Genomic DNA, 23879 nt, shown 5'->3' on the forward strand with positions numbered 1-23879 from the left:
CGTGCGGCGCGGGCGGCCAGCGGTTCGGGGGGCTGTCGGCGGCGAAGGACAAAGGTCATCAGCGGGCCTCCGGCGGCAGCCTGAAGGTGACGCTGCCTTTCCAGAGGCCGGCGGCGTCGGCCTCCAGGCTGGATTCGTCGGGGGTGAGCCGTGCATTGCTGCGGACCTGGGACAGCCAGCTCATCAGCTCGTCGCCGCGCACCCGTTCGATCCGGGCGACGATCTGCTCGCCTCCGAGGGTGAGATTGGCGCGGTCGCCGAGCACGACGCGGGCCGTGGCCTGCACCGCGGCGCCACGGTCTTCCGGCACGGCGCTGGCCTGTTCGCGCAGCGTGGCCGCATCGGCAGCCAGCGCCTGCATGCGCTGTTTCTGGCGTTCGAATCGTTCGATCTGGGCCGGTGCCGTGGCCAGCACGTTCAGGGCGGGCGACAGCAGCAGCAGCCACGCCAGCGTCAAGGCCAGCAGGGCGCCGCCGCCGCCCAGCAGCAATCTTTCGCGCGGTTGCAACGTGTTCCAGCGGGCCCGCAACTGGGCCGCGGCGCCCGAAGGCCGGGCCGGTGCGGGCGAGGCACGGCTGCCGCGCGACGGGGAGGATCGTGAGGTTCGGGTCTGTGTCATGGCCGGGTCAGGGTGCCGCCTGGACGGTCAGCGTGTATTGGTTGTTGGCAGCCGGCCGCAGCAGCAGGCCGAACGATTGCAGCCGGGCCTGGGCATCCTCCAGAGCCTCGGCGGACAGGGCCCGGGTGTTGAACTGCAGCTCGCCCGCCGAGAATGCCAGGCGCTCCAGGCGCTGGGTGGTCGGCAAGGCACTGGCCAGCGCCTGCAGAAGTGTTTCCGCATCGCGGCGGGTCGCCTGGCCATTGGCATGGCGCAGCCGATCGGTTTCCTGCTCCATCTGCAAGGGCGCATCCACGATCGCGCGCACGTGCGGATAGGTCTGCGTCAGCAGCGTCTGGATATCCGCGCGCGTGGCCTGCAACTGCCGCTGCTGGATCCAGGCCCAGGCATTCAGCCCGATGAGCTGCGCGGCGACCAGGACCACCAGACCGACCCTGGCGGCACGCCATTCGGGCGCGTGCAGCAGCCGTGTGCCGACCTTGCGCCAGCGCCGCAGGACGTGGCCACCGCCGCTCAGCCGCAGGTCGAACTGGGCCAGATCGAAATCCGTGGCATGCGCGGCCAGCCAGTTCTGCTCGAGCGTGCGCAGCGGCACCGGTGCGCCGTGCCATTTCTCGGCCAGCACGCTGACGGCGGGTTCGGTGTGCAGCACCGGACCGGACGGCTCCACGGCGCCGTCGGTGTCGGGTGCGTCGCTCGCTGCCGGGGCCGGATGGGCAACCGCGCACTGGGCCAGCGCCTGTTCGAACGCCTGCTGGCTGCGCACGGGAATCTGCCAGACGCCGTTCGCCGAACTGGCCAGCAGCACGGGCTGATCCGGCTCGCCGGCCAACAGCAGATCGGGGAGGGCTCCGGCCGGCCGCGGCCATTGCGCGGGCAGCAAGCGTGCGGCGGGCAGGCCGGCTTGTTCGAGTACCTGCAACTGGCTGGTCAGCCAGGCCTTGTTGCAGCAGGCGATCCACACCGGCGAGACTTCGGACTGCCCTGTATGGCGACCGGGGGCCAGTGCGAAATGCAGGGTTGAGGGGTCGTCGAGCAGGTGTTCCTCGAGCAGGCCCTCGAGCACGCTGCGCAGCCGGGCCGCGGATGTGCCGCGCGGCAGTTGCGGCAGCCGCACGGCATGCCACGACAGCGCGCTGGCCGGCACGACGGCCACGGTTTCCCCGGCCCCGCGCGGCAGCACCGCCAGCGGCGCCGTGCCTTGCGCGGTCAGTGTCGTGCCGTCGGCGCTGGTCGCATAACGGTACTGGCCGGCAGGCACATCACCGGTATGGGGGGGGGCTAAGGCAATAAAAAGCGTCATGGACGGTAGGTAAGTTCGGCAGCCACGTCAGGACGATGGCATGGGTAAGGGCGCAAAGAGCGAATCGCGCTGCAGCGTCCGGATCTGCAAGCCGTTACGGACCACGATGGATTGTTCTCCGACCAGGGTATCGTCGATGCGGACCTGGCCGTTGATCTGGAAATAGCGGCTGCTCACGCCGTGGAGCTGGCTGCTGATCTCGGGTGCAGGTGCGTCGCCGCTTCCACCCGAGGTACTGGTCGAGCCCAGGACTTTACGCACCTCGTCGACCGACGTGAAGTGGGTGTTCTGCCGAGCCTGTGCAATTTTTTGCGCACCGGCGCGGTCGATGTTGGCAATGCTGGCGTACAGCACTTCGACCGGCGCGGTATTGAGATTGACGGTGGTACGCGAGGGCAGCCAGGTCACATAGGGCGCCAGCCGGGCCAGCGTGGTGGCGCTCAGGCCCATGCGGCGCAGATCGGCAAACCGGGTGGGCGCGATCACCGTGTTGCTGTCCGAGTCGCCGCCTGTATTGCCTGCACTGCCGGAGCTGCCGGTCTGGCTGCCGGCGCTCGCCGGCATGCTCAGGCGCAGTTGCTGCACGCAGCGTTCGAGCTCGGACGCGGGCAGCGCCAGCAAGCTGAACAGACGTTCGAACGCCAGCGACTGCGATTCCGAGATCTGGCCGTTCTCGATGAGGTTGTAGGCATTGAGACGGCCTTGCATGTCGACCATGTAGCCCGTGAGGAAGGCGTTCATGGCGTCGTCCTCGCTGGCCGCGGAGGCATCCGAGTTGCCCGAGAGAAAGGTCGACAGGCGGGCTTCGGCCAACGGGATGGCCCAAGGCTCGGAGAGATGGTCGGGGCCGCCGCTGCGAGCGTCCTGACGCAGGATGAGCCGTCCCCAGTCGAGCGCACCGGCCAGGATCCAGCGCGCCTGCACGCGTCCGCGTTCGGCGGTCTCGACCTCGACGCCGCGCCACTGGCGCCAGAGGGCCGCTGCCGCGAGGGTGGCGACCAGTGCGACGGTCAGCATCGCCATGAGCAGCGCTGCGCCACGTTGGCGGCCGCGATGGATCGTGCGCGTCATTGGGTGCCTCCCACGATGGGATGGATCCAGTCGCGCACGATTTCGCCCTGCATGCCGCTCGGGCTGGCGAGAGTCAGCGCCAGGCGGACCCCGTCCGGGATCGCTTGCAGCCCGGTGCGCGGGGCGGCCTCCGGGGTGCCGGTGCCCGTCCCTGTGTCGTTGGGCGATTCGGTGGCCGCATCCGCGCTCGATTGTGGATTGGTCCAGCTGTTGTTGCGGTAATACAGCAACTGCCAGCTCGTGGCGGCGATCACCGGTGTGATGATCTGTGCGCTGGCGGACGCGCCGCCGCTCGAGGCCCAGTCGCCGGCGGCCTGCCAGGCCTGCCGCAGCTCGCCCCGGGTGGTGAAGGTGCGCGAGGCCCAGCGCTGCCAGGTCATCGTGCCGTTGGCCGGCACCAGGGTCCAGGCGACCAGCTGCAGGCTGCCCTCGGTATCGACCAGGCCGGTGGCCGCGGCCTTGCGGGTGATGCGCAAGACCCGGCCGTCGAAGTCCATGGCGTTGTAGATGCCGTTTTCCTGCACGGCGTCGAGGTCGCTGCGCCACTGGCCCAGGCCGGACTGCAGGGCCAGGGTCTGGTCGCTGTGCGCAAAGACCTGGGTCTGCACGCGCGACATGCCGTCGAGCGCCCGCCAGCTCAGCATGGCCAGCACGCTGAGGATGAAGAGGGCCACCAGCACTTCGACCAGCGTGAAGCCCCGCATGGGCCGTGCGGCGACGCCATACCGCATGTCAGTATTGCCCCATGATGGTCGACAGCGTCAGCACGTTGGCGCCGTCGCGCAGCACCTGGGCGTCGACGCGGCGGAAGGTCGGGTTGGGCGTGCCTTGCACCCGCAGGCTCACGTCGTAGCGCACCCCGGCCTGCATGCAGTTGCTGGTGCTGTTGCCGATGCCCGGCAACTGCCGTGCCAGACGCAGGCCGATGAGGGCGTTGTCAGCGCACAGTTCGGCGAGCAGGGCGTCGTCCTGCCGCTGCGTGTTGTGGATGAGAGAGCCGGCGGCCTTGTGGCCGGCTGCCAGCGCGAGGGCGACCACGGCCAGCGCGACCAGGACCTCGACCAGTGTGAAGCCGCGAGCCCTGGATGGCGCCGGCCGGCGTGTCTGGGGCATGCGCTTCATGGCAGCAGCGTGACCGCAAAAGGCCGCAGGCCATCGCTGGCGATCTGCAACCTCTGGCTGCCGCGGCCCAGCACCACGCCCTGCGCCGCGATGATGGGCTCGGGGCCCAGCTGCATCACGCCTGCACCCTGCACGATGCGCACGTCGCCGTCGAGCCAGCGCATGGCGGGGCGGGGACCGGGCGCGGCCTGGCCGGAGGGCTGCATGCCTTCAAAACGGAAACCGCCGTCGATGGCACGCCAGAACACCGGCCGTCCGCTGGCACGGGACTGCGCCCGGGCCGAATCGAGCAGGGCGGCCAGTCGCTGTCCGTCGCGTTCGAGCACGGCCCGATCGGGATCGGGCAACGACAGCGTCACCAGTGCCGAAGCGGTCGCGATCAGCGCCACCACCATCAGCAGCTCCAGCAGCGTGAAGCCCGCCGCGCGCGCGCGCGGCATCACACGTGAAGGGCGGAAGGCGCGGGTCACGTCCGGATGCCACTATTGGGAAGAAAGCCGAAGCCAGCGCGCCGCCGGCTTACTGCCAGCTGCCGACGTCGGCATCGTTGCCTTCGCCGCCAGGCTGGCCATCGGCGCCGTACGAGAACACATCCACCGGGCCCCGTGCGCCCGGGTTCATGTACTGGTAGGGACGGCCCCAGGGGTCGTTGGGCAACTTGTCCAGATAGGACTTCCAGTTGTTCGGGGCCGGGTTGGTGGTCGGGCGGGTGACCAGGGCCTGGAGGCCCTGCTCGGTGGTCGGGTAGCGCTGGTTGTCCAGACGATACAGCTTGAGCGCCTGCATCAGATTGTTGACGTCGGTGCGGGCGGCCGTCACCCGGGCGTCGTCGGCGCGGTTGAGTACATTGGGCACGATCAGCGCAGCCAGCACGCCGATGATGGCCAGAACCACCATCAGTTCGATCAGAGTGAAACCCCGTTGCCGGCGGGCACGGCGGGCGGGTGCGTGGACTGCACTATGCATAGCTGGAATGTTCCTCAGGTGCGATTCGGGGAATCGGTCATTTTGCAACGTCTATCATGACATGGTCATGACCGCGGGGTGACGATATCGAAGTTGGCGCGCACTGGCACCAACCGACAGCGCACGGGATCATAATCGACGGATGTCTGCCAACACCCTTTCATCTTCGGCCTCCAGCCCCGTGGCTTCCCTGACTCTTGCACGACTGGCCACCCTCGCGGTCTGGCTGGCCGGCGGTGCCGTGGTGGTCTACTGGGGTCTCAAGCTGCTGGCCTGGTCCTCGAGCGCGGCAGCCCCTGCGCCTGTGACGCCACCGTTGCCCGTGGCCGAAGAAGCCAGCGTGGCCCGGCTGCTCGGGGCCGCCCCCGGACCGGCCGCCGCCGCCGCGCCTTCCTCGCGCGCCCAGCTCACGCTGGCAGGCGTGGTGGCCCGGGCCGACGGCGGTGCAGCGCTGATCGCCATCAACGGCGCTCCGGCTCAGCCTTTCCGGCCCGGGCAGGTCGTGGCCGACGGCTATACGGTCGGTTCGCTCGATACCCAGCGGGCCGTGCTGGTGCAACAGGGCCATGCGGACTGGACACTGGACATGCCTCAGGAATACGCATCCAAGGTCGGTGCAGGTGGTGCAGCACGCACGCTCCGTCCCGCAGGTTCGCCGGGTGCCGCTGCAGCGCCGGCCCCTGTCAATGCCGGCGCCAATGCCGCCAGCCGGCTTTTGCCGCCCAGGCCGCCTCAGCGGTGAGTCGTGGCCGCCGCCTGCCGGTCGTTTGAAGACTGAAACCCGTCGGGCGCCGACGAGCGCCGGTCTCTGCCTGGCCTTCGGGCAGGCGCCGTGCGCCCCCGCATTCAGGTGCGCCAGGCGTGGATCGCCAGCACCAGCACCACGATCGCCATGCCGTAGCCCACGCGCAACAGCAGGCGGGTGCGCACACGCAGCGTATCGACTGCGGCCACCAGCCGTTCGTTGTGTTCGGCCAGATCGCGGATCAGCTCCGCGCTGGTGCGTTGTTCCTGCTCCAGACGGCCCAGACGGTCATGCAGCGCCTGGACATGGTTGCGCAGGGCCTGCGGGTCGTGGTGCAGGCGTTCGATCTCTTCGCTCGAAACCGGAGGCTCGGTTTTTTTCGGGTTGTTCTTGACCGAGTCATACAGCTTCTGCGCGCCTTTGACGACTTGCGGCGTGGCGGCGATGACATCTTTCCAGGGGATGATCTTCAGGGCGGCGAGCCAGGGTAGGGCCACAGGGGTCTCCTTCAGCAGAATAAAAAAACGCCGGTTCTGTTGATGCAGATACCGGCGAATGGTGCGGTTTCAAGCCCGGGCGGTCCAGCGGACCGCCTGGAGCCCGGTCAGAGGACTTCGCTGGCGAAGTCGGCCAGGCGCGAGCGTTCGCCACGCGCCAGGGTGATGTGCCCACCGTGCGGCCAACCCTTGAAGCGGTCCACTGCAAAGGTCAGGCCCGACGAACCTTCGGTGAGGTAAGGCGTGTCGATCTGCGCCAGATTGCCCATGCAGATGATCTTGGTGCCCGGACCGGCCCGGGTGATCAGGGTCTTCATCTGTTTGGGCGTCAGGTTCTGCGCTTCGTCGATGATGACGTACTTGTTCAGGAAGGTGCGGCCGCGCATGAAGTTCATGCTCTTGATCTTGATCTTCGAGCGGATCAGTTCATTAGTCGCGGCACGGCCCCATTCCCCGGCGCCGCCACTGTCGTTGCGGCCCAGGAACTCGAGGTTGTCATCCAGCGCGCCCATCCACGGCCCCATTTTTTCCTCTTCGGTGCCCGGCAGGAAACCGATGTCCTCGCCCACGCTGACGGTGGCCCGGGTCATGATGATCTCGCTGTAGCGGCGGTCGTCGAGGACCTGGGTCAGGCCGGAGGCCAGCGTCAGCAGCGTCTTGCCCGTTCCGGCAGTGCCGGTGAGCGTGACGAAATCGACTTCCGGATCCATCAGCAGATTCATGGCGAAGTTCTGCTCGCGGTTGCGCGTGGTCACGCCCCAGACCGCATTCTTCTGGCTGCTGTAGTCCTTGAGCGTCTTGAGCACGGCGGTCTTGCCGCGGATCTCGCTGACGCGTGCATACAACGACGGCTCGCCGGGGGCCTCGAAATAGACGAACTGGTTGATGTGCAGTTGCGGCACCACCGGGCCGGTGATCCGGTAGTAGGTGTGCCCGCCTTGCTGCCAGCTCTCGACCGTCTTGCCGTGCTTGTCCCAGAAGTCGCCGGGCAGGGCCAGGGCGCCCGAGTACAGCAGGTCGCCGTCGTCGAGCGTCTTGTCGTTCTCGTAATCCTCGGCCTGCAGGCCCAGCGCGCGCGCCTTGACGCGCATGTTGATGTCTTTCGACACCAGCACCACGTCGCGCGGGGCATGGGCCTGGCGCAGGGCCTCGACCACGCCCAGGATCTGGTTGTCGGCCTTGCCTTGAGGCAGGCTGGTGGGCAGGGTGTAGTTCAGCGGGGTGGTCTGGAACAGCAGCTTGCCGCCGGCCTCGTGGTGGCCGGTGGCGTCCAGGGTGAGCCCCTTGCTGAGGTCAGCGCCCTTGATGGCCGCCAGCGCATCCAGCGTGCGGCTGGCCTGGCGGGTGTTGCGAGCGACCTCCGTCGTGCCTTTCTTGTGACCGTCGAGCTCTTCGAGCACGATCATGGGCAGGAAGATGTCGTGTTCCTCGAAGCGGAACAAACTCATCGGATCGTGCATCAGCACGTTGGTGTCGAGCACGAACAGCTTGGTCGGTCCCGTGTGCGGCGCACGCTTGCGTCCCCGTGCAGAGGATGCGTTGACCGCATTGCCGGCGGGCTGGCTTGCGGCTTCGATGGGCGTAGCCACCGGTTGCGGCACCGGGGCTTCCGGGGCCGGAGGCGCCTGGACGAGCGCGGAGACACGGCGGCTGCCGGTCTTGGCTGCGGTCTTGCGCGCCACTTCGGTCTTGCCGGTCGACTTGGCCTTGGCCGAGGTTCGGCCGGACTTGGGTGTTTCGGTGATTTCCTGGATGGGGGACGCGCCGAGCGTGGCGTCGTCGGTCCGGTCGTAGGCAGGGGCCGACAGGGCCTGGGGCCTGTCGTCGCCGGCCGGCTTGCGCGTACCGCGGCTGCCGGATGAGCTGGGGGCCTTGCTGCGTGCCGGGGCATCGTAGGCTTCATGCGCCAGCAGAGCTGCGCGCTTGGTGGGGGCGGGTGGCAGTGGCATAGGCGGTTATGGCCGGGCTACGGCGTGTGGTGGAAAGCGGGAAACGAAAAAAACAAAGAGCCTCCTGGCAAGCCAGGGGGCTCTTTCGGATTCGGATTTGCGGCGGTGACAGAAGATGTCAGTCTCAACGGCATGAAACCATTATGCACAAGGCGGGACATCCCGCAGCCGAGATGAACGAACTCCCGGATCCCCGCTTGCCGGAATCGTGTGTTCGCCGGGCCAAGCCGGGTCCCGGCCCATAAAAAAACCGGGACAAGCCCGGTTTCTGATTTGCGGCGCAGCCGCGCGGAGGGGATTGGCGCCTTCGCCTATCCGGGCTTCAGGCTGCCTTCTTGAGTTCCTTGACGGCCTTGAGCACTTCGTCCACATGGCCGGGGACCTTCAGTCCGCGCCATTCCTGCTTGAGCACGCCGTCGGGGCCGACGAGGAAGGTGCTGCGCTCGATGCCCTTGACCTTCTTGCCGTACATGATCTTGTTCTTGACCACGCCGAACATGTGGCACATTTTTTCTTCGGTGTCGGCGATGAGCTCGAAGGGCAGTTCGAGCTTGGCCTTGAAGTCGTCATGCGACTTCATGTTGTCGCGCGAGACGCCGAACACTTCGGCACCGGCCTTGACGAAATCCTTGTACTTGTCGCGGAACTGCATCGCTTCGGTGGTGCAGCCAGGCGTATTGTCCTTGGGGTAAAAATACAGGATGATGGTCTGGCCGAGATGCGAGGTGTTGGAAACTTTGACGTCGTTGGTGGCGTTTGCTTCGAATTCAGGAAGGGGCTTGTTGACAACAATCGCCATGTTTCAGTTTCTTTCAAGACGGGCGCCAAACCAGCGGGCACCAAAAAGGTAGCGGTACGCTATCCTCGGCGGTGCACTGCGACGAGGCAGAGCATAAAAGTTGACCTGGGGCAGCGCACGGAGAGAGTCAGGCGGGCGGCCGGATCGGAACCCAACCGGTCGACAACCCCACTTCAGTGCCAGGACAACCTCGCGAAAGGCATAATTTTACCCGAAACCACGCCCGCCGTCAGGCCCGTGGTCAGACACGCCGCGCAAGTGCTTCTGCGCTGGCTGCATGAGGGCGTGCGCGCCGGCCCTCCGCGGGCCTGTACGGGCCGGGCTCCAAGGCGGGCCAGAAAGCCTTCAGGCCGGATCCACGGCCGCCGGCGCGACGAGAATGGCGCCGATCACATGGCGTGCCTCGCCCGCCAGGATGTTGTAGGTGCGGCAGGCGGCCGCGCTGTCCATGGTCTCGACCCCGATGCCCGCGGCAATCAGCGGGCGCAGCACGGCCACGGGCGGGAAACGCAGGGTGGGTCCACTGCCCAGGATGACGAGTTCGGGCTTGATCCGGACGATCTCCTCGAAATGCTGGGGCGTCAGGTCCGCCACCGTGCGGCAGTCCCAGGCAAACCGCTCGCCGTGCGAGCCGAATACCACGCTGTGCTCGATGCGTTCGCCGTTGAGGGCCAGCCAGCCCTCGCCGTAGGCGTTGACGCTTTGCACATCGAATTTGTCGGGCTGGAGTTTCATGGGCGCTCGGATGTTGTATCGAAGGCGCGTCCACGCAGGGACACGTGGCCCAAGGCGATGGCACGGGCCGGGATTGTGGTTCAATTGTAGGTTTTCCGTCGACCGGGCGCTTCGGAGACTGCGCAGCGCCGTGAAAGACAACAAGGCCGGAGCCACAAGAATCGCAGAAAGGGGCGCCCCCGCAGCGCCTGCCATCCATGAAGACCATCCACAAATCGAGCAAGCTCGCGCATGTCCTCTACGACATCCGCGGTCCCATCATGGACCGCGCAAAGCAGATGGAGGACGAGGGCCAGAAGATCATCAAGCTCAACATCGGCAATCTGGCCGTGTTCGGTTTCGATGCGCCCGAGGAAGTACAGCAGGACATGATCCGCAACCTGCCGAACTCGGCGGGCTACTCCGACAGCAAGGGCATCTTCGCGGCGCGCAAGGCGGTGATGCACTACACGCAGGAGCAAGGCATCGCCGGCGTGACGCTCGAGGACATCTATCTGGGCAATGGCGCCTCCGAACTCATCGCGATGGCCACCAACGCGCTGCTCGACGATGGTGACGAACTGCTGCTGCCGGCCCCCGACTATCCGCTGTGGACGGCCGTGACCAGCCTGTCCGGCGGCACGCCCGTGCACTACATGTGCGACGAGGAAAAAGGCTGGATTCCCGACCTCGACGACATCCGGGCCAAGATCACGCCCCGCACCAAGGGCATCGTGGTCATCAACCCGAACAACCCCACCGGCGTGCTCTACCCCGACGAAGTGCTGCACGAGATCGTGGCCATCGCCCGCGAGCACGGCCTGGTCATCCTGGCCGACGAGGTCTACGACAAGGTGCTGTACGACGGCGTCCATCACACCGCGCTGGGCAGCCTGTCGACCGATGTGCTCACGCTGACCTTCAACTCCCTGTCCAAGAGCTACCGGGCCTGTGGCTACCGGGCCGGCTGGCTGGTGGTTTCGGGCGACAAGGCCAGCGCAGCCGACTACATCGAAGGCCTGAACATGCTGGCCAACATGAAGCTGTGCGCCAACGTGCCGGGGCAATGGGCCATCCAGACCGCACTGGGCGGCTACCAGAGCATCAACGACCTGGTCTGCGACGGCGGCAGGCTGCGCCGCCAGCGCGATCTGGCCTACGAACTGATCACCGCCATCCCCGGCGTGACCTGCGTCAAGCCCGAGGCCGCGCTCTACATGTTCCCGCGCCTCGACCCCGAGGTCTATCCGATCAAGGACGACCGGCAGTTCTTCCTGCAACTGCTCGAGGCCACGCGGGTCATGCTGGTCCAGGGCACGGGCTTCAACTGGCCGCACCCCGACCATTTCCGCATCGTTTTCCTGCCGCACGAGCCCGACCTGCGCGAAGCCATCGGGCGCATTGCGAAGTTCCTCGAAGGTTACCGGGCCCGCCATCCGCGCAAGCCGGCCTGAGGTCGTTTTTTCCTTGATTTCGTTGAGAGTAGAGTGAGTATGAAGCCAGTCAAAGTGGGTCTGCTGGGCATCGGCACCGTCGGCAGTGGCGTGTTCGAGGTGTTGCGCCGCAACCAGGAAGAAATCACGCGCCGCGCCGGCCGGGGCATCGAGATCAGCGCCGTCTCGCGCCGCGATCTGGAAAAGGCCCGCGCCATCGTGGGCGATGCCGCCCGTGTGGTGGCCGATCCGCGCGACATCATCCGCGACCCCGAGATCGAGATCGTCGTCGAACTGATCGGCGGCTACGACCTGGCCCGCGAACTGGTGCTCGAAGCGATTGCGGCCGGCAAGCACGTGGTCACGGCCAACAAGGCGCTGCTGGCCGTGCACGGCACGGAGATCTTCGCGGCGGCCCAGGCCCGCGGCGTGATGGTGGCGTTCGAGGCGGCCGTGGCCGGCGGCATCCCCATCATCAAGTCGCTGCGCGAAGGGCTGACCGCCAATCGTATCCAGTGGCTGGCCGGCATCATCAACGGCACGACCAACTTCATCCTCTCCGAGATGCGCGACAAGGGGCTGGACTTCGACACCGTGCTCAAGCAGGCCCAGGCACTGGGTTACGCCGAAGCCGACCCGACATTCGACATCGAGGGCATCGATGCCGCACACAAGGCCACGCTGATGAGCGCCATGGCCTTCGGCGTGCCCGTGCAGTTCGACCGTGCCTACGTCGAGGGCATCACCCAGCTCGCCGCCCAGGACATCCGCTACGCCGAGATGCTGGGCTACCGCATCAAGCTGCTGGGCATCAGCAAACGCACGCCCGAAGGCATCGAGCTGCGTGTGCACCCCGCGCTCATTCCCGCCAAGCGGCTGATCGCCAATGTCGAAGGCGCGATGAATGCCGTGGTGGTGCAGGGCGATGCAGTGGGCACCACGCTGTACTACGGCAAGGGCGCCGGCAGCGAGCCCACCGCCAGCGCCGTCATCGCCGATCTGGTCGACATCGCCCGTCTGGCCGGAGCCGACGCCAGCCAGCGCGTGCCTTACCTGGCCTTCCAGCAGCATGCGCTGGGCGACGAGGTGGTGCTGCCCATGGCCCAGGTCGTGACGAGCTATTACCTGCGCCTGCGCGTGGCCGACGAGACCGGCGTGCTGGCCACGGTCACCCGCCTGCTGGCCGAGGCCAGCATCAGCATCGATGCCGTGATCCAGCGCGAGGCCGACCAGGTCAGCGGCGAGGGCGAGAACCAGACCGACCTCATCATCCTGACGCACGAAACGCGCGAAGGCACCATGAACGAGGTCCTGGCCCGCATTCAGGCGCTGCCTGCAGTCAAGGCGCCGATCACCCGCATCCGCAAGGAGGAACTGGCATGAAGTACATCTCCACCCGGGGCGACGCCACGCCGCGCAGTTTCTGCGAAATCCTGCTCGAAGGCCTGGCGCCGGACGGCGGCCTCTACCTGCCCGAGGCCTACCCGCAGGTCGATGCCGCCACCCTGACCCGCTGGCGCGGACTGGGCTATGCCGAACTGGCCTTCGAGATCCTGTCGCTCTACATCGACGACATTCCCGCCGCCGACCTCCAGGCGCTGGTGCGCAAGACCTATACGGCCGAGGTCTTCGGCACCGAAGCCATCGTGCCGCTGCGCGGGCTCGAGGACGGTCTGTACCTGGAGGCCCTGTCCAACGGCCCGACGCTGGCCTTCAAGGACATGGCCATGCAACTGCTGGGCAACCTGTTCGAATACGAACTGGGCCGCCGCGGCGAACAGCTCAACATCCTGGGCGCGACCTCTGGCGACACCGGCAGCGCGGCCGAGTACGCCATGAAGGGCAAGCAGGGCGTCAGGGTGTTCATGACCAGCCCGCATGGCCGCATGAGCCCCTTCCAGCAGGCCCAGATGTTCAGCCTTCAGGAAGCCAACATCCACAACCTGGCGATCGAAGGCGTTTTCGACGACTGCCAGGACATCGTCAAGGCCGTCTCCAACGACCTCGATTTCAAGCGGCGCTACAAGATCGGCACCGTCAACAGCATCAACTGGGCCCGCCTGCTGGCACAGGTGGTCTATTACTTCGCCGGTTACCTGCAGGCCACGCAATCGAACGAGCAGCGCGTGAGCTTCACCGTGCCTTCGGGCAACTTCGGCAATATCTGCGCAGGCCACGTGGCGCGCATGATGGGACTGCCGATCGCCCATCTGGTGGTCGCGACCAACGAGAACGACGTGCTCGACGAGTTTTTCCGCACCGGCATCTACCGTGTGCGCGCGGGCGCCGACACCCACGAGACCTCCAGCCCCTCGATGGACATCTCCAAGGCCAGCAACTTCGAGCGGTTCGTGTTCGACTTGCTGGGACGCGACGGCGTACGGGTGCAGTCGCTCTTCAAGGAAGCGCTGAGCGCCGACGGCCAGTTCGACATCAGCGGCGAAGCGGTGTTCAGGGATGCCTCTGCGAAGTTCGGTTTCCAGAGCGGCAAGAGCACCCATGCCGACCGCCTGGCCACCATCCGCGACACCGATGCGCGTTTCGGCGTGACCATCGACACCCACACCGCCGACGGCCTGAAGGTGGCACGCGAGCGTCGTGAAGGCGACGTGACCATGATCGTGCTGGAGACGGCCTTGCCCATCAAGTTCGCCGCCACGATCGAGGAAGCCCTGGGCCGTCAGCCCGAGCGGCCGGCGAAGTTCGAAGGCATCGAAGCGCTGCCCAAGCGGGTGACCGTGCTGCCGGCCGATGTGCAGCAGGTCAAGGACTACATCGTGGCGCATGCCCGGGACTGACGAAGAAAGCGCAAGCACGCCATGAAGGTGCTGGGCATCGCCGGGTACTCCGGTGCAGGCAAGACCACGCTGCTGGAGCGGCTGATACCGGCCCTGCGTGCCCAGGGGCAGCGGGTCTCGGTGGTCAAGCATGCGCACCATGCCTTCGAGGTCGACCGGCCGGGCAAGGACAGCTGGCGCCATCGCAAGGCGGGGGCTCTCGAGGTCCTGGTGGCATCCGACACCCGCTTGGCCCTGATGCGTGAATACGAGCAGCCGCACGAGCCCGATTGCCGTGCGCTCGTCGAGCGGCTCGACCGCAGCGTCGACTGGGTGCTGGTCGAGGGCTTCAAGCATGGCGATTTGCCCAAGCTGGAGGTCTGGCGGCCGGAGGTCGGCAAACCGGTGCGTTATCTCGAGGATGCCGCCGTGTGCGCCGTCGCCGTGCCCGCCGGCGCCGAATTGCCACAATGGCCGCATGCGGGTGTGCACCGTCTCGATCTGGACCGGGTCGACGACATCGCCCTCTGGCTGCTGCAGCAGGGCCGTTCGGGCGCCATTGCCGACTGGGTGCCCGGCCTTTGACAGAGAGTGAGTTGCCCCTTCCATGAACACACCCGATACCGCACGCACGGCCCCGTCGCCGGCGCCTCCCCGCAAGCCGCTCATGCCGCTGGACGAGGCGCTCTCCAATCTGCTCGACAGAGCCGCTGCGGCCACGCCGCTGGCTTGCGAAACCGTGGCGACCTGGGATGCCGACGGCCGTGTGCTGGCACAGGACTTGATCGCCGAGCTCGAAGTGCCGGGTTTCGACAACAGCGCGATGGACGGATACGCGGTGCGCCTGTCCGATCTGCTCCACGCAGGAGCCGAGGCCTCGTTCGAGGTCTCGCAGCGCGTGGCGGCAGGTGCAGCCGGCGATGCGCCGCTGGCGTCTGGAACGGTCGCCAGAATCTTCACCGGTGCGCCGGTGCCGCCCGGAGCGGATGCCGTGGTGATCCAGGAGGACAGCGTCGTCGATGCCGACGGGCGCGTGCGTTTCACGGCCGAGCCGCGGGCCGGCCAGAACATCCGGCGTGCGGGCGAAGACGTGGCCCGTGGACAGGCGGTGCTGGAGGCCGGTCAACGGCTGTCGGCCGCTCATCTGGGGTTGGCTGCCAGCATCGGGGCGGCCCGCCTGACCGTCTGCCGCAAGCCCCGCGTGGCCCTGCTGTCCACGGGCGACGAGCTGGCCATGCCCGGTGAAGTGGCGCCGGCCGACCTGCCGCGCGGCGGCGTCTTCAACTCCAACCGGTTTTTCCTGCGCGCCTTGCTGCAGCGGCTGGGCTGCGAGGTCACCGACCTGGGCATCGTGCCCGATCGACTCGAGGCCACACGGCAGACCCTGGCGAAGGCCGCCCGCGACCACGATGTGATCGTGACCAGCGGCGGGGTTTCGGTGGGCGAGGAAGACCACGTCAAGCCGGCCGTGCAGGCGTTGGGCAGCCTGGAGCTGTGGCAGGTCGCCATCAAGCCCGGCAAACCCTTTGCCTACGGTCGCGTGCGCCGCGATGCCTCGGCTGCGGGGCTGGACGATGCCGCCCATTTCATCGGCCTTCCGGGCAATCCGGTGTCGAGTTATGTCACCGGCCTGGTGCTGTTGCGCCCCTTTCTGCTGCGCCTCCAGGGCCGGCGCGACATCGTTGTGCAGGCGCTGCCGGCGACGGCTCGTTTCACCTGGGATGCGCCCGATCCCAAGCGGCGCGAATTTCTGCGGGTGCGGCTCGATGCGTCGGGCGCGCTGGAGCGGCATGCACATCAAGGCTCGGGTGTCCTGACTTCGGTGGCCTGGGCCGATGGTCTGGTCGACAATCCGGCGGGCCAGACCATCGCGCCCGGCGATGTCGTTCGTTTCCTGCCGTTCTCGGCCTTTCTGGATTGACCACGACGAGATGACACCATGGCGAACATGACCTTGCAACTCCGATTCTTCGCGTCGATCCGCGAGGCCCTGGGCCACGGCGAAGAGACGCTTCAAACCCAGGCCCGCACCGTGGCCGAGGTGCGTGACGAGCTGCTGGCGCGTGGCGGCGCCTATGCCCAGACGCTGTCGCGCGGGCGTGCGGTTCGCCTGGCGCTGGATCAGACCCTGTGCGACGAGTCGGCCCCTCTGCGCGACGGCGCCGAGCTGGCGTTTTTCCCGCCCGTGACGGGCGGTTGATCCCCGGATTGCGGGGGCTTTTCCCGCACTCCCTGCCTCGGCGTCCGCACTTGCCGGCGGCCAGGCCCGGCCCCGCCGTCCCGAGGTCCTGAGGTCCTGAGGTCCCGGTGGCCGATCAGGCGCCGAAATGCGCCCGGATCTGCGCCAGGGGCTCGTTCCTCGCCAAGGCCAGTGCCAGCACCCAGCGGGCCTTGGACGGGCTGTGAATGCCCGAGGCGATGCCCTCGGCCTTGGGGGTGACGTAACCGTTGTGGGTGCGCGAAGACCGCACCACCGGAAACCCACGGGCATCGAGCTCCTGCACCCGCTGCTTGAGGGATTCGGTCAGCGTGCCGTTGCCCGACCCCGCGATCACCACGCCCCGGGCGCCGCCGGCCACGGCCGCGTCCAGCAGCTCGGGCCCCTGATCCTGGTGGGCATACAGCACGTCGACGCGTGGCAGCCTGTCGAGTCCGGCGATGTCGAAGGACGGGCGGCCGGTCGGCAGCGCGGGCTCGAAATAGAAGTGGGGCTTGCCTGCCACCATCAAGCCCAGGTAACCCTGCTCGTCGGCCCCGAAGGTGTCGAGGCTGGTGGCGTGTGTCTTCAGCGTGTAGTAAGCCGAGCCGATGCGGTCGTTGAGCGCAACGAGCGTGCCACGCCCTGCGGACTGCGCGCTGGCCGCCAGCGTGACGGCGTTGAGCAGGTTCATGGGGCCGTCGGCGCTGATGGCGGTGGCCGGCCGCATCGCACCGACAAAAACCACGGGTTTCGTGCTGCGCACGGTCAGGTCGATGAAGAAGGCGGATTCGGCCAGCATGTCGGTGCCGTGCGTGACGACCACGCCGTGCACCTGCGGATCGGCCAGCGTGGCGGTGATCCGGCGGCTGAGCGTCAACAGCACTTGCTGATCCACGTCCGAACTGGCGACGTTGGCCACCTGATGCCCGCTGACCTGGGCGACCTGGGTGATTTCCGGAACCGCGGCGATCAGGTCGGCCACGCCGATGGCGCCGGGCAGGTAGTCCGTGGTGTCGGTGTTGCTGTCCGAACTGCCGGCAATGGTGCCGCCGGTGGCAAGGATGACGACGTGGGGCAGTGCTGAGGCAGCGGTAGGAGCGGGCATGACGGTCTGGGCGATCTGGAAGGGGCGTCGGCGACGCGGACAGGTGCTCATTCTCCATGGTGCACGGGCCGGCTGCGGTTCATCGGTCTGCCGCAGTGCCAAAATCGGTGTATGAACGCTTCCCGCACAGACCGCCCCGCCGACCCCTCCCTGGCTCCCCGCATCGTTGTCCGCATCGACATCCAGCAGCGGGATTTCGACCTGGGCGAGGAGGTGCGGAGCCTTCGGGCCGGAGATGGCGGCGTGGGGGCTGTCGTCAGTTTTGTCGGGACCGTGCGCGACCGCAGCGAAGGCAGCGACATCCGCAGCATGGAACTGGAGCACTATCCCGGCATGACCGAGTCGCTGATCGCCGGCCGGGTGGACGAGGCCCGGCAACGCTTCGGGATCCGCGCGGCTCGGGTGATCCATCGGGTGGGGTTGCTCCAGCCTCAGGAGCAGATCGTGCTGGTTGCCGTCACGGCAGAACACCGCGGTGCGGCTTTCGATGCCTGCGAATTCATCATGGACTACCTCAAGACCGAAGCCCCGTTCTGGAAGAAGGAGTCCACACCCGAAGGCGAGCGCTGGGTCGATGCCCGGGAGAGCGACGACAGGGCCGTGCGCAAGTGGCAGGCGTGATTCGGGCCGGCGCGATCAGCTGCGGGGGGCGGGAACGGACTGCAGCCTGAGCATCAGCAGGCCCGATCCGGTGATCAGCGCGATCCCCAGCCAGGCCAGAGGGTTGGGAACATCGTCCCACAGCAGCCAGCCGATGATCAGGGCGAACAGCAGGGTGCTGTAGCGGAACGGTGCGATGACCGACAGTTCGCCCGTGCGCAGGCTGGTGATGATGAGTTGATAGGCTGCCGCCATCAGCAGCGACGAGGCCACCAGCATGGCGACCTGGCCGCCGTTGGGCGCCAGCCATCCCTGCTGCAGGCTGAACAGGCCGCCGACGAGCGCAATGCCCAGGGCCGACGACAGGCTGATCAGCACCGAGGGAATCCGCCGCGGCAACTGGCGTGTGATGAGATCGCGCATGGCATGAAAAACCACACCGGTCAGGCACAGCAGCGCAAAGGCATTAAAACCGTCGATTCGCGGCTGGATGACCAGCAGCACCCCCAGGAAACCCAGGCCGGCCACCAGCGAACGCACCAGGCCGACACGCTCGCCCAGGAACAGGGCGGCCAGCACCACCAGCATCAGCGGCAGCGACATGCCGATCGCCGATGCGTTCGCAATGGGCAGATTGACCAGCGCGGTCAGGTACATGAACGTGCCGGCCGCATCGCACAGGGCGCGCAGCACCACCCACCGGCTGCCCAGCATCGACCAGCGCACGGCAGGGGTGTCTCCGTGCGCGATCCAGGGGCGGGTCGCGGCCAGCAGCACCACCATGACGAGCAGGCTGCGCAGCACGAGGATCTGCGCCACCGGCAGCGCGGTGCCGAGGTACTTGACCAGGGTGTCGTTGCAGATGAAACACGCCATGGCTGCCACCATGAACACGATGGCGCGCCCATTGGCCGTAGCGGGCCAGGCGGCAGACAAGGGGGTGACGGAAGACATGCGGGCGCTATTGGACCACGTCCCGGCACCGGTCGCCATCCGGTCCTCCCCCGTTTCGCCGCAATTTGGTGCAGTGCTTTCCGGCTGGCCGGCAGGTGCGCCCTAGAATGAGGCTGGCGCCGACCGGCCTGCGGCAGGCTGTCCGCGCTTTGTCACCCCGGCCAAGGCCGTCGCAATGCCGTGTTGCAAACGGTTGAACTTCTGGCGGTCTGCTGCAGTCTGATCGGGTGACTGTATGTAAAGCACAACACCAGGAGCTATCGATGCGACCCTCCACTCTGCTCATGCGGCGTCCGCCGCACCTGTCGACCTTGCTGGTCGTCTGCATGTCTGCCGCGACGCTGACGCTGGCCGGTTGCGCCTCCAGCCTGACCGGCGACACCTATTCCCGCTCCGAAGCACGCACCGTCCAGAGCGTGCAGACCGGGGTGATCACCGAGTTGCGCCCGGTGCGCATCGAGGGCACCAAAAGCAACATCGGAACATTGGGCGGCGCGGCCATCGGCGGCGTGGCCGGCAGCGGCATCGGCGGTGGCCGAGGCGCTGCGGTGGCAGCCATCATCGGTGCCCTCGGCGGCGGCCTGCTGGGTTCGGCCACCGAAGAAGGCCTGACCCGCACCCAGGGTGTGGAGATCACCATCCTCGATTCGCACGGCAATACGCGCGCCTACGTGCAGCAGGTCAACGAAGGCGAGACCTTCCGGGTCGGCGATCGTGTGCGTGTTCTCACGGTCAACGGCACCAGCCGGGTGGCGCACTGAGACCGGGGTGCAGGCCGGTCCGAGCCGGCCTGCACCCGCCTTCGCCCCGGCTACGACCCAAAAAAAGCCCTGGCCTTGCGGCTCAGGGCTTTTTTGTGTCCGGCGACCGGGCGGCACTGGGGGGGCCGCCGGGCCCAGTGAGCCCGAGCCAGAGCCCGATGGGGGCGTCAGCGCGCGCGGGGCGCGGCAGCCATGGCCGGCAGGGCCCTGTGGATGCGCAACTGGGCCAGCCAGAGCGTCGCGTAGCCCAGGCACTCGGCCCACTCCTCGTAGACCTGGGCATGCAGGTGATCGAGCGAACTCAGATGCAACAGCCCCATGTGGCCTTCGGCGACGGCGCTGGTCATCATGCAAAGCACAAACAATGCGGCCTCGGCCAACGGAAACTGCCGGACCTGGACCAACTGCGCCAGGAACCGGTCCAGCCGGTGGCGCCAGGCCAGATACAGGCAGCCGAGCAGCACCAGCGCCAGCACGGGGGTGATCAGGGGGCGATAGGGCAGGCTGCGCGATGAAAAGCCCGGCCCGGTGAGTTCCGAGAATTCGAGCGGTGCGAACAGGGTGGCGCCCCAACTGAGTTCGCGTGCGGCAAAGGCCGCCCAGAACGGGATGATGATGAGCCAGAACCAGCCGTCCGGCAGCGATCGGTCGCGGCGCGCATAGTGAATGGCGCAGACCAGTCCGAACAGGCAGACCGCGACCTGCGTGTTCTCGATGACGCCGTTTTCCCAGCCTGCCGAAACCGGCAGCAGGGGGGAGATCCAGTAGCCCGCCAGCAGTGCGAGCAGGATCGCCCAGCAGGCGTAAAACAAAAAGCCGCGCGAGGTGCGCGGCGTGTGCATGCCAGTCATGATGGCGGTCTCCGTGTTGGGGAAAATTCTTCGTTTGCGATGAATCCGTCGATTGTCACATTTTTCGGTGCGGCCTGTCCGGCCGGCAGATTCGTTCACGAAGTGGGGGCCGATGGATGGCCCCCTTGCCCAGAATGGGACACTCTTGAAAACGGCGCCGGCAGGCGCACATGTTCTCACAGTGGAATGCCGGAGCAGCAGCTCGAAGAGGCATCCGTCTGAAAGGGATTCATCCATGCGTTTTGACAAACTCACCACCAAATTCCAGGAAGCGCTCGGCGACGCCCAGTCACTGGCGCTGGGGGCGGACAACGCCTATATCGAGCCGGCCCATCTGGTCTCGGCCCTGCTCAAGCAGGCCGATGGACCGAAGTCGCTGCTGCAGCGCGCCGGCGTCAACGTCGGCGGCCTGCAGACGGCCGCAGAGGCCGCCATCCAGCGTCTGCCCAAGGTGCAGGGCCATGACCAGGTCCAGCCCGGCCCCGAACTGATCCGCCTGCTGCAGGCGACCGAAAAGGAAGCGCTCAAGCGCGGCGATCATTTCATCGCCAGCGAGCTGTTCCTGCTGGCCCTGGCCGATGCCAAGGGCGACGCGGGCCGGCTGGCGCAAGAGGGCGGCCTGGCCAGAAAGTCGCTCGAAGCGGCCATCGAGGCCGTGCGTGGCGGCCAGAACGTCGATTCGGCCGATGCCGAGAGCCAGCGCGAAGCGCTCAAGAAATACACCCTCGATCTCACCGAGCGGGCCCGGCTGGGCAAGCTCGATCCGGTGATCGGCCGCGACGAGGAAATCCGCCGCGCGATCCAGGTGCTGCAGCGCCGCAGCAAGAACAACCCCGTGCTCATCGGCGAGCCGGGCGTGGGCAAGACCGCCATCGTCGAAGGCCTGGCCCAGCGCATCATCGCAGGCGAGGTCCCCGACTCGCTCAAGGGCAAGCGGGTGCTGTCGCTCGACCTGGCCGCCTTGCTGGCCGGTGCCAAGTACCGTGGCGAGTTCGAGGAGCGCCTGAAATCCGTCCTCAACGAACTGAGCAAGGACGAAGGCCGCTCCATCGTGTTCATCGACGAGATCCACACCATGGTCGGCGCAGGCAAGGCCGACGGCGCCATGGATGCCGGCAACATGCTCAAGCCGGCCCTGGCCCGCGGTGAACTGCACTGCGTGGGGGCCACCACGCTCGACGAGTACCGCAAGTACATCGAGAAGGACGCCGCGCTCGAACGCCGTTTCCAGAAGATCCTCGTGGGCGAGCCCAGCGTCGAAGACACCATCGCCATCCTGCGCGGACTGCAGGAGAAGTACGAAGTCCACCACGGCGTGGAGATCACCGACGCGGCCATCGTGGCGGCGGCCGAGCTCTCCAACCGCTACATCACCGATCGTTTCCTGCCGGACAAGGCCATCGACCTGATCGACGAGGCAGCCGCCAAGATCAAGATCGAAATCGACTCCAAGCCCGAGGCGATGGACCGGCTCGACCGCCGGCTCATCCAGCTCAAGATCGAGCGCGAGGCGATGAAGAAAGAGACCGACGAGGCCTCGATCAAGCGTGCCGAACTGCTGGAGCAGGAGATCGAGAAGGTCCAGAAGGAATACTCCGACCTCGAGGAAATCTGGAAATCTGAAAAAGCCGCAGCCCAGGGCTCCGCCCACATCAAGGAAGAGATCGACAGGTTGCGGTTCCAGATCGAGGAGTCGACACGCAAGGGCGATTTCAACCGGGTCGCCGAGCTGCAGTACGGCAGGCTTCCCGAGTTCGAGAAAAAACTCAAGGAAGCCCAGGCGACCGAGGCCCGCGGCGATGGCCAGGGTCAGGGCAACCGCCTGTTGCGTACCGAGGTGGGGGCCGAGGAAATCGCCGAAGTGGTGGCCCGCTCCACGGGCATTCCCGTGTCCCGCATGCTGCAGGGCGAGCGCGACAAGCTGCTCACCATGGAGGCCAAGCTGCATGAGCGCGTGGTCGGCCAGGACGAGGCCATCGTCGCCGTCTCCAATGCCATCCGGCGCTCGCGTGCGGGTCTGTCGGATCCGAACCGTCCCTATGGCTCGTTCCTGTTCCTGGGCCCCACCGGCGTGGGCAAGACCGAGCTGTGCAAGGCGCTGGCCGATTTCCTGTTCGACAGCACCGACCACCTGATCCGCATCGACATGAGTGAATTCATGGAGAAACACTCGGTGAGCCGCCTGGTGGGCGCGCCTCCGGGCTACGTGGGTTACGACGAAGGCGGTTATCTGACCGAGGCCGTGCGCCGCAAACCCTACAGTGTGGTGCTGCTCGACGAGGTGGAAAAAGCCCATCCGGACGTGTTCAACATCCTGCTGCAGGTGCTCGACGACGGCCGCCTGACCGACGGCCAGGGCCGTACGGTCGACTTCAAGAACACCGTGATCGTCATGACCAGCAACATCGGTTCGCCCATCATCCAGATGCTGGCCGGCCGTGACCAGCAGGAGATCCGGGATGCCGTGTGGGAAGAGCTGAAAGGGCATTTCCGGCCCGAGTTCCTCAACCGCATCGACGAGACCGTGGTCTTCCATGGACTCGACGCCAGGCACATCGCTTCGATCGCAGGCATCCAGCTCGACGGCCTGACCCAACGGCTGGCGAAGATGGATCTCACGCTGGACGTGACGCCGGCCGCGCTGGAAGAGCTGGCCAAGGTCGGTTTCGATCCGCTGTTCGGTGCGCGTCCGCTCAAGCGGGCCATCCAGCAGCGCATCGAGAATCCGCTCTCGCGCCTGCTGCTGGAAGGGCGTTTCCCGCCCAAGAGCACCATCGGGGTCAGCGTCGATCCGGTGCAGGCGCCCGGCGAGTTCCACTTCGCCGCCGACGGCCAGCCCGTGACGGATTGAGATCCGTCGGGTGCATCGCCTCTTGAAACAGGCGGCGGTGCACCCCATCCTTTAGGATAGCCCCCAAGGCAGCGGCCCCTCGTGTCCGCTGCCTGTCTGCTTTCCAAAGGAATGGCCTTGAACGATTTTTTGTCCCTGCTGTTGCGCGTCACCGTCCGTATCGTGTTGCTGGCAATCGGGCTGGTGTTTGCCTTGAGCCTGCTGTGTGCGGCGGCCGTCCTGGCCGTGGTGTGGTGGGTCCGCTTGATGTGGGCCAAACTGACGGGCCGCCCGGTGCAGGCCTGGGTTTTCAAGGTCGATCCGCGCGCCGGATGGAACCGGTTCTACCGCGCGGGCGATCCGTTCGCGCGGGGCGCGCGCGGCCCGGGCCAAGCCAACGGTGAAGCGGCACACACACCGACCGGCGGCGACGACGGCGGCCGTCTGTCGGCGTCGGGCGACTGGCGTGACAAACGAGCGAAGGATGTCACGGACGTCGATCCCAAGTGACGTGCGCGATCTCCGGGCCGGGTTTCACGATCCGGCATCGGCCGATTTTTTCGATCGCCCTGCGTTGAGACGG

General features: G+C 66.9%; 25 protein-coding genes. 11 read left to right on the forward strand and 14 right to left on the reverse strand.

What is annotated here, in order from left to right:
- Positions 1-58: 58 nt before the first annotated feature.
- Genes gspM through gspG form a run of 7 tightly spaced genes read right to left on the reverse strand, consistent with a single transcriptional unit; the run spans position 59 to position 5081 of the window.
- On the reverse strand, positions 59-619 hold the full coding sequence (gene gspM / locus EC845_RS10245; protein ID WP_123297799.1) for a type II secretion system protein GspM: 561 nt from the start codon (positions 617-619) through the stop codon (positions 59-61).
- A gap of 7 nt (positions 620-626) precedes the next feature.
- Complete coding sequence (gene gspL / locus EC845_RS10250; RefSeq protein WP_123297801.1) at positions 627-1922, reverse strand: type II secretion system protein GspL; 1296 nt, start codon at positions 1920-1922, stop codon at positions 627-629.
- A 27-nt stretch (positions 1923-1949) separates the two neighbouring features.
- Positions 1950-2993 (reverse strand): type II secretion system minor pseudopilin GspK, encoded by a 1044-nt coding sequence (gene gspK / locus EC845_RS10255; RefSeq protein WP_158615666.1) that lies wholly within the window; start codon positions 2991-2993, stop codon positions 1950-1952.
- The gene (locus EC845_RS10260) at positions 2990-3724 is read right to left on the reverse strand and encodes a type II secretion system protein J (protein WP_123297803.1); all 735 of its coding nucleotides are present in this window, start codon (positions 3722-3724) and stop codon (positions 2990-2992) included. The genes gspK and EC845_RS10260 overlap by 4 nt, the downstream gene beginning before the upstream one ends.
- A 1-nt stretch (position 3725) precedes the next feature.
- Entirely contained in the window at positions 3726-4106 is a 381-nt protein-coding gene (gene gspI / locus EC845_RS10265; RefSeq protein WP_123298078.1) for a type II secretion system minor pseudopilin GspI, read from the reverse strand.
- A 5-nt stretch (positions 4107-4111) separates the two neighbouring features.
- Positions 4112-4585 (reverse strand): prepilin-type N-terminal cleavage/methylation domain-containing protein, encoded by a 474-nt coding sequence (locus EC845_RS10270; RefSeq protein WP_233598008.1) that lies wholly within the window; start codon positions 4583-4585, stop codon positions 4112-4114.
- Positions 4586-4634: 49 nt separating this feature from the next.
- Positions 4635-5081 carry a type II secretion system major pseudopilin GspG gene (gene gspG / locus EC845_RS10275; RefSeq protein WP_123297805.1) on the reverse strand — a complete coding sequence of 149 codons (447 nt, stop codon included), beginning with the start codon at positions 5079-5081 and terminating at the stop codon, positions 4635-4637.
- A 181-nt stretch (positions 5082-5262) separates the two neighbouring features.
- On the opposite strand from gspG, the gene EC845_RS10280 reads away from it, so the two are divergent.
- A complete protein-coding gene (locus tag EC845_RS10280; RefSeq protein ID WP_199739767.1) occupies positions 5263-5823 on the forward strand; it encodes a type II secretion system protein N in 561 nt (186 codons plus the stop codon).
- A gap of 104 nt (positions 5824-5927) precedes the next feature.
- Here the strand turns inward: EC845_RS10280 and EC845_RS10285 are convergent, their stop codons facing one another.
- From EC845_RS10285 to EC845_RS10300, 4 genes are all read right to left on the reverse strand, one after another.
- Positions 5928-6323 carry a hypothetical protein gene (locus EC845_RS10285; RefSeq protein ID WP_123297807.1) on the reverse strand — a complete coding sequence of 132 codons (396 nt, stop codon included), beginning with the start codon at positions 6321-6323 and terminating at the stop codon, positions 5928-5930.
- 107 nt (positions 6324-6430) lie between these two features.
- A complete protein-coding gene (locus tag EC845_RS10290) occupies positions 6431-8272 on the reverse strand; it encodes a PhoH family protein (protein WP_123297809.1) in 1842 nt (613 codons plus the stop codon).
- 322 nt (positions 8273-8594) lie between these two features.
- Complete coding sequence (locus EC845_RS10295) at positions 8595-9071, reverse strand: peroxiredoxin (RefSeq protein WP_123297811.1); 477 nt, start codon at positions 9069-9071, stop codon at positions 8595-8597.
- A gap of 345 nt (positions 9072-9416) precedes the next feature.
- A complete protein-coding gene (locus EC845_RS10300; RefSeq protein ID WP_123297813.1) occupies positions 9417-9806 on the reverse strand; it encodes an Mth938-like domain-containing protein in 390 nt (129 codons plus the stop codon).
- A 197-nt stretch (positions 9807-10003) separates the two neighbouring features.
- Between EC845_RS10300 and EC845_RS10305 the strand changes: the two genes are divergently transcribed.
- From EC845_RS10305 to moaD, 6 genes are read left to right on the forward strand one after another with little or no spacing between them, the layout of a single operon-like run.
- Complete coding sequence (locus tag EC845_RS10305) at positions 10004-11239, forward strand: pyridoxal phosphate-dependent aminotransferase (RefSeq protein WP_123297816.1); 1236 nt, start codon at positions 10004-10006, stop codon at positions 11237-11239.
- Between the two features lie 39 nt (positions 11240-11278).
- Positions 11279-12601, forward strand: a complete 1323-nt coding sequence (locus tag EC845_RS10310; protein WP_123297818.1) for a homoserine dehydrogenase — start codon at positions 11279-11281, stop codon at positions 12599-12601.
- Positions 12598-14016 carry a threonine synthase gene (thrC, locus tag EC845_RS10315; RefSeq protein ID WP_123297820.1) on the forward strand — a complete coding sequence of 473 codons (1419 nt, stop codon included), beginning with the start codon at positions 12598-12600 and terminating at the stop codon, positions 14014-14016. The genes EC845_RS10310 and thrC overlap by 4 nt, the downstream gene beginning before the upstream one ends.
- 21 nt (positions 14017-14037) lie before the next feature.
- Complete coding sequence (gene mobB / locus EC845_RS10320) at positions 14038-14580, forward strand: molybdopterin-guanine dinucleotide biosynthesis protein B (RefSeq protein WP_123297823.1); 543 nt, start codon at positions 14038-14040, stop codon at positions 14578-14580.
- 22 nt (positions 14581-14602) lie between these two features.
- Entirely contained in the window at positions 14603-15916 is a 1314-nt protein-coding gene (glp, locus tag EC845_RS10325; protein WP_123297825.1) for a gephyrin-like molybdotransferase Glp, read from the forward strand.
- 27 nt (positions 15917-15943) lie between these two features.
- Positions 15944-16195, forward strand: coding sequence for a molybdopterin converting factor subunit 1 (gene moaD / locus EC845_RS10330; protein WP_123298082.1), 252 nt, complete (start codon positions 15944-15946; stop codon positions 16193-16195).
- Between the two features lie 115 nt (positions 16196-16310).
- Here moaD and EC845_RS10335 read toward each other — a convergent pair whose 3' ends face one another.
- On the reverse strand, positions 16311-17300 hold the full coding sequence (locus EC845_RS10335) for a type II asparaginase (RefSeq protein ID WP_123298084.1): 990 nt from the start codon (positions 17298-17300) through the stop codon (positions 16311-16313).
- A 111-nt stretch (positions 17301-17411) separates the two neighbouring features.
- Between EC845_RS10335 and moaE the strand changes: the two genes are divergently transcribed.
- Complete coding sequence (gene moaE / locus EC845_RS10340; RefSeq protein WP_123297827.1) at positions 17412-17921, forward strand: molybdopterin synthase catalytic subunit MoaE; 510 nt, start codon at positions 17412-17414, stop codon at positions 17919-17921.
- 15 nt (positions 17922-17936) lie between these two features.
- Here moaE and EC845_RS10345 read toward each other — a convergent pair whose 3' ends face one another.
- The gene (locus tag EC845_RS10345) at positions 17937-18854 is read right to left on the reverse strand and encodes a DMT family transporter (RefSeq protein WP_158615667.1); all 918 of its coding nucleotides are present in this window, start codon (positions 18852-18854) and stop codon (positions 17937-17939) included.
- A gap of 263 nt (positions 18855-19117) precedes the next feature.
- On the opposite strand from EC845_RS10345, the gene EC845_RS10350 reads away from it, so the two are divergent.
- Positions 19118-19615, forward strand: a complete 498-nt coding sequence (locus EC845_RS10350; RefSeq protein WP_233598009.1) for a glycine zipper 2TM domain-containing protein — start codon at positions 19118-19120, stop codon at positions 19613-19615.
- Positions 19616-19782: 167 nt separating this feature from the next.
- Here the strand turns inward: EC845_RS10350 and EC845_RS10355 are convergent, their stop codons facing one another.
- Entirely contained in the window at positions 19783-20466 is a 684-nt protein-coding gene (locus tag EC845_RS10355; protein WP_123297833.1) for a hypothetical protein, read from the reverse strand.
- A 235-nt stretch (positions 20467-20701) separates the two neighbouring features.
- Here EC845_RS10355 and clpB point away from each other — a divergent pair, with 235 nt between their 5' ends.
- Both clpB and EC845_RS10365 read left to right on the forward strand, forming a co-directional pair.
- Positions 20702-23317 (forward strand): ATP-dependent chaperone ClpB, encoded by a 2616-nt coding sequence (gene clpB / locus EC845_RS10360; protein WP_123297835.1) that lies wholly within the window; start codon positions 20702-20704, stop codon positions 23315-23317.
- 111 nt (positions 23318-23428) lie between these two features.
- Positions 23429-23806, forward strand: a complete 378-nt coding sequence (locus EC845_RS10365) for a hypothetical protein (protein ID WP_148077280.1) — start codon at positions 23429-23431, stop codon at positions 23804-23806.
- Positions 23807-23879 lie beyond the last annotated feature (73 nt).

Source organism: Comamonas sp. BIGb0124 (assembly GCF_003752175.1).
Lineage (GTDB): Bacteria > Pseudomonadota > Gammaproteobacteria > Burkholderiales > Burkholderiaceae_C > Comamonas_F.

Excerpts from the sequence above, each read along its gene's own strand:
- gspM (WP_123297799.1), bottom strand. The coding sequence starts at position 619 with ATGACACAGACCCGAACCTCACGATCCTCCCCGTCGCGCGGCAGCCGT.
- EC845_RS10260 (WP_123297803.1), bottom strand. The coding sequence starts at position 3,724 with ATGCGGTATGGCGTCGCCGCACGGCCCATGCGGGGCTTCACGCTGGTC.
- EC845_RS10290 (WP_123297809.1), bottom strand. The coding sequence starts at position 8,272 with ATGCCACTGCCACCCGCCCCCACCAAGCGCGCAGCTCTGCTGGCGCAT.
- gspK (WP_158615666.1), bottom strand. The coding sequence starts at position 2,993 with ATGACGCGCACGATCCATCGCGGCCGCCAACGTGGCGCAGCGCTGCTC.
- glp (WP_123297825.1), top strand. The coding sequence starts at position 14,603 with ATGAACACACCCGATACCGCACGCACGGCCCCGTCGCCGGCGCCTCCC.
- thrC (WP_123297820.1), top strand. The coding sequence starts at position 12,598 with ATGAAGTACATCTCCACCCGGGGCGACGCCACGCCGCGCAGTTTCTGC.
- EC845_RS10305 (WP_123297816.1), top strand. The coding sequence starts at position 10,004 with ATGAAGACCATCCACAAATCGAGCAAGCTCGCGCATGTCCTCTACGAC.
- EC845_RS10300 (WP_123297813.1), bottom strand. The coding sequence starts at position 9,806 with ATGAAACTCCAGCCCGACAAATTCGATGTGCAAAGCGTCAACGCCTAC.
- moaD (WP_123298082.1), top strand. The coding sequence starts at position 15,944 with ATGACCTTGCAACTCCGATTCTTCGCGTCGATCCGCGAGGCCCTGGGC.
- EC845_RS10335 (WP_123298084.1), bottom strand. The coding sequence starts at position 17,300 with ATGCCCGCTCCTACCGCTGCCTCAGCACTGCCCCACGTCGTCATCCTT.
- clpB (WP_123297835.1), top strand. The coding sequence starts at position 20,702 with ATGCGTTTTGACAAACTCACCACCAAATTCCAGGAAGCGCTCGGCGAC.
- gspI (WP_123298078.1), bottom strand. The coding sequence starts at position 4,106 with ATGCCCCAGACACGCCGGCCGGCGCCATCCAGGGCTCGCGGCTTCACA.
- EC845_RS10365 (WP_148077280.1), top strand. The coding sequence starts at position 23,429 with ATGGCCTTGAACGATTTTTTGTCCCTGCTGTTGCGCGTCACCGTCCGT.
- gspL (WP_123297801.1), bottom strand. The coding sequence starts at position 1,922 with ATGACGCTTTTTATTGCCTTAGCCCCCCCCCATACCGGTGATGTGCCT.
- EC845_RS10350 (WP_233598009.1), top strand. The coding sequence starts at position 19,118 with ATGCGACCCTCCACTCTGCTCATGCGGCGTCCGCCGCACCTGTCGACC.
- EC845_RS10295 (WP_123297811.1), bottom strand. The coding sequence starts at position 9,071 with ATGGCGATTGTTGTCAACAAGCCCCTTCCTGAATTCGAAGCAAACGCC.
- EC845_RS10345 (WP_158615667.1), bottom strand. The coding sequence starts at position 18,854 with ATGTCTTCCGTCACCCCCTTGTCTGCCGCCTGGCCCGCTACGGCCAAT.
- gspG (WP_123297805.1), bottom strand. The coding sequence starts at position 5,081 with ATGCATAGTGCAGTCCACGCACCCGCCCGCCGTGCCCGCCGGCAACGG.
- EC845_RS10310 (WP_123297818.1), top strand. The coding sequence starts at position 11,279 with ATGAAGCCAGTCAAAGTGGGTCTGCTGGGCATCGGCACCGTCGGCAGT.
- mobB (WP_123297823.1), top strand. The coding sequence starts at position 14,038 with ATGAAGGTGCTGGGCATCGCCGGGTACTCCGGTGCAGGCAAGACCACG.
- moaE (WP_123297827.1), top strand. The coding sequence starts at position 17,412 with ATGAACGCTTCCCGCACAGACCGCCCCGCCGACCCCTCCCTGGCTCCC.
- EC845_RS10355 (WP_123297833.1), bottom strand. The coding sequence starts at position 20,466 with ATGACTGGCATGCACACGCCGCGCACCTCGCGCGGCTTTTTGTTTTAC.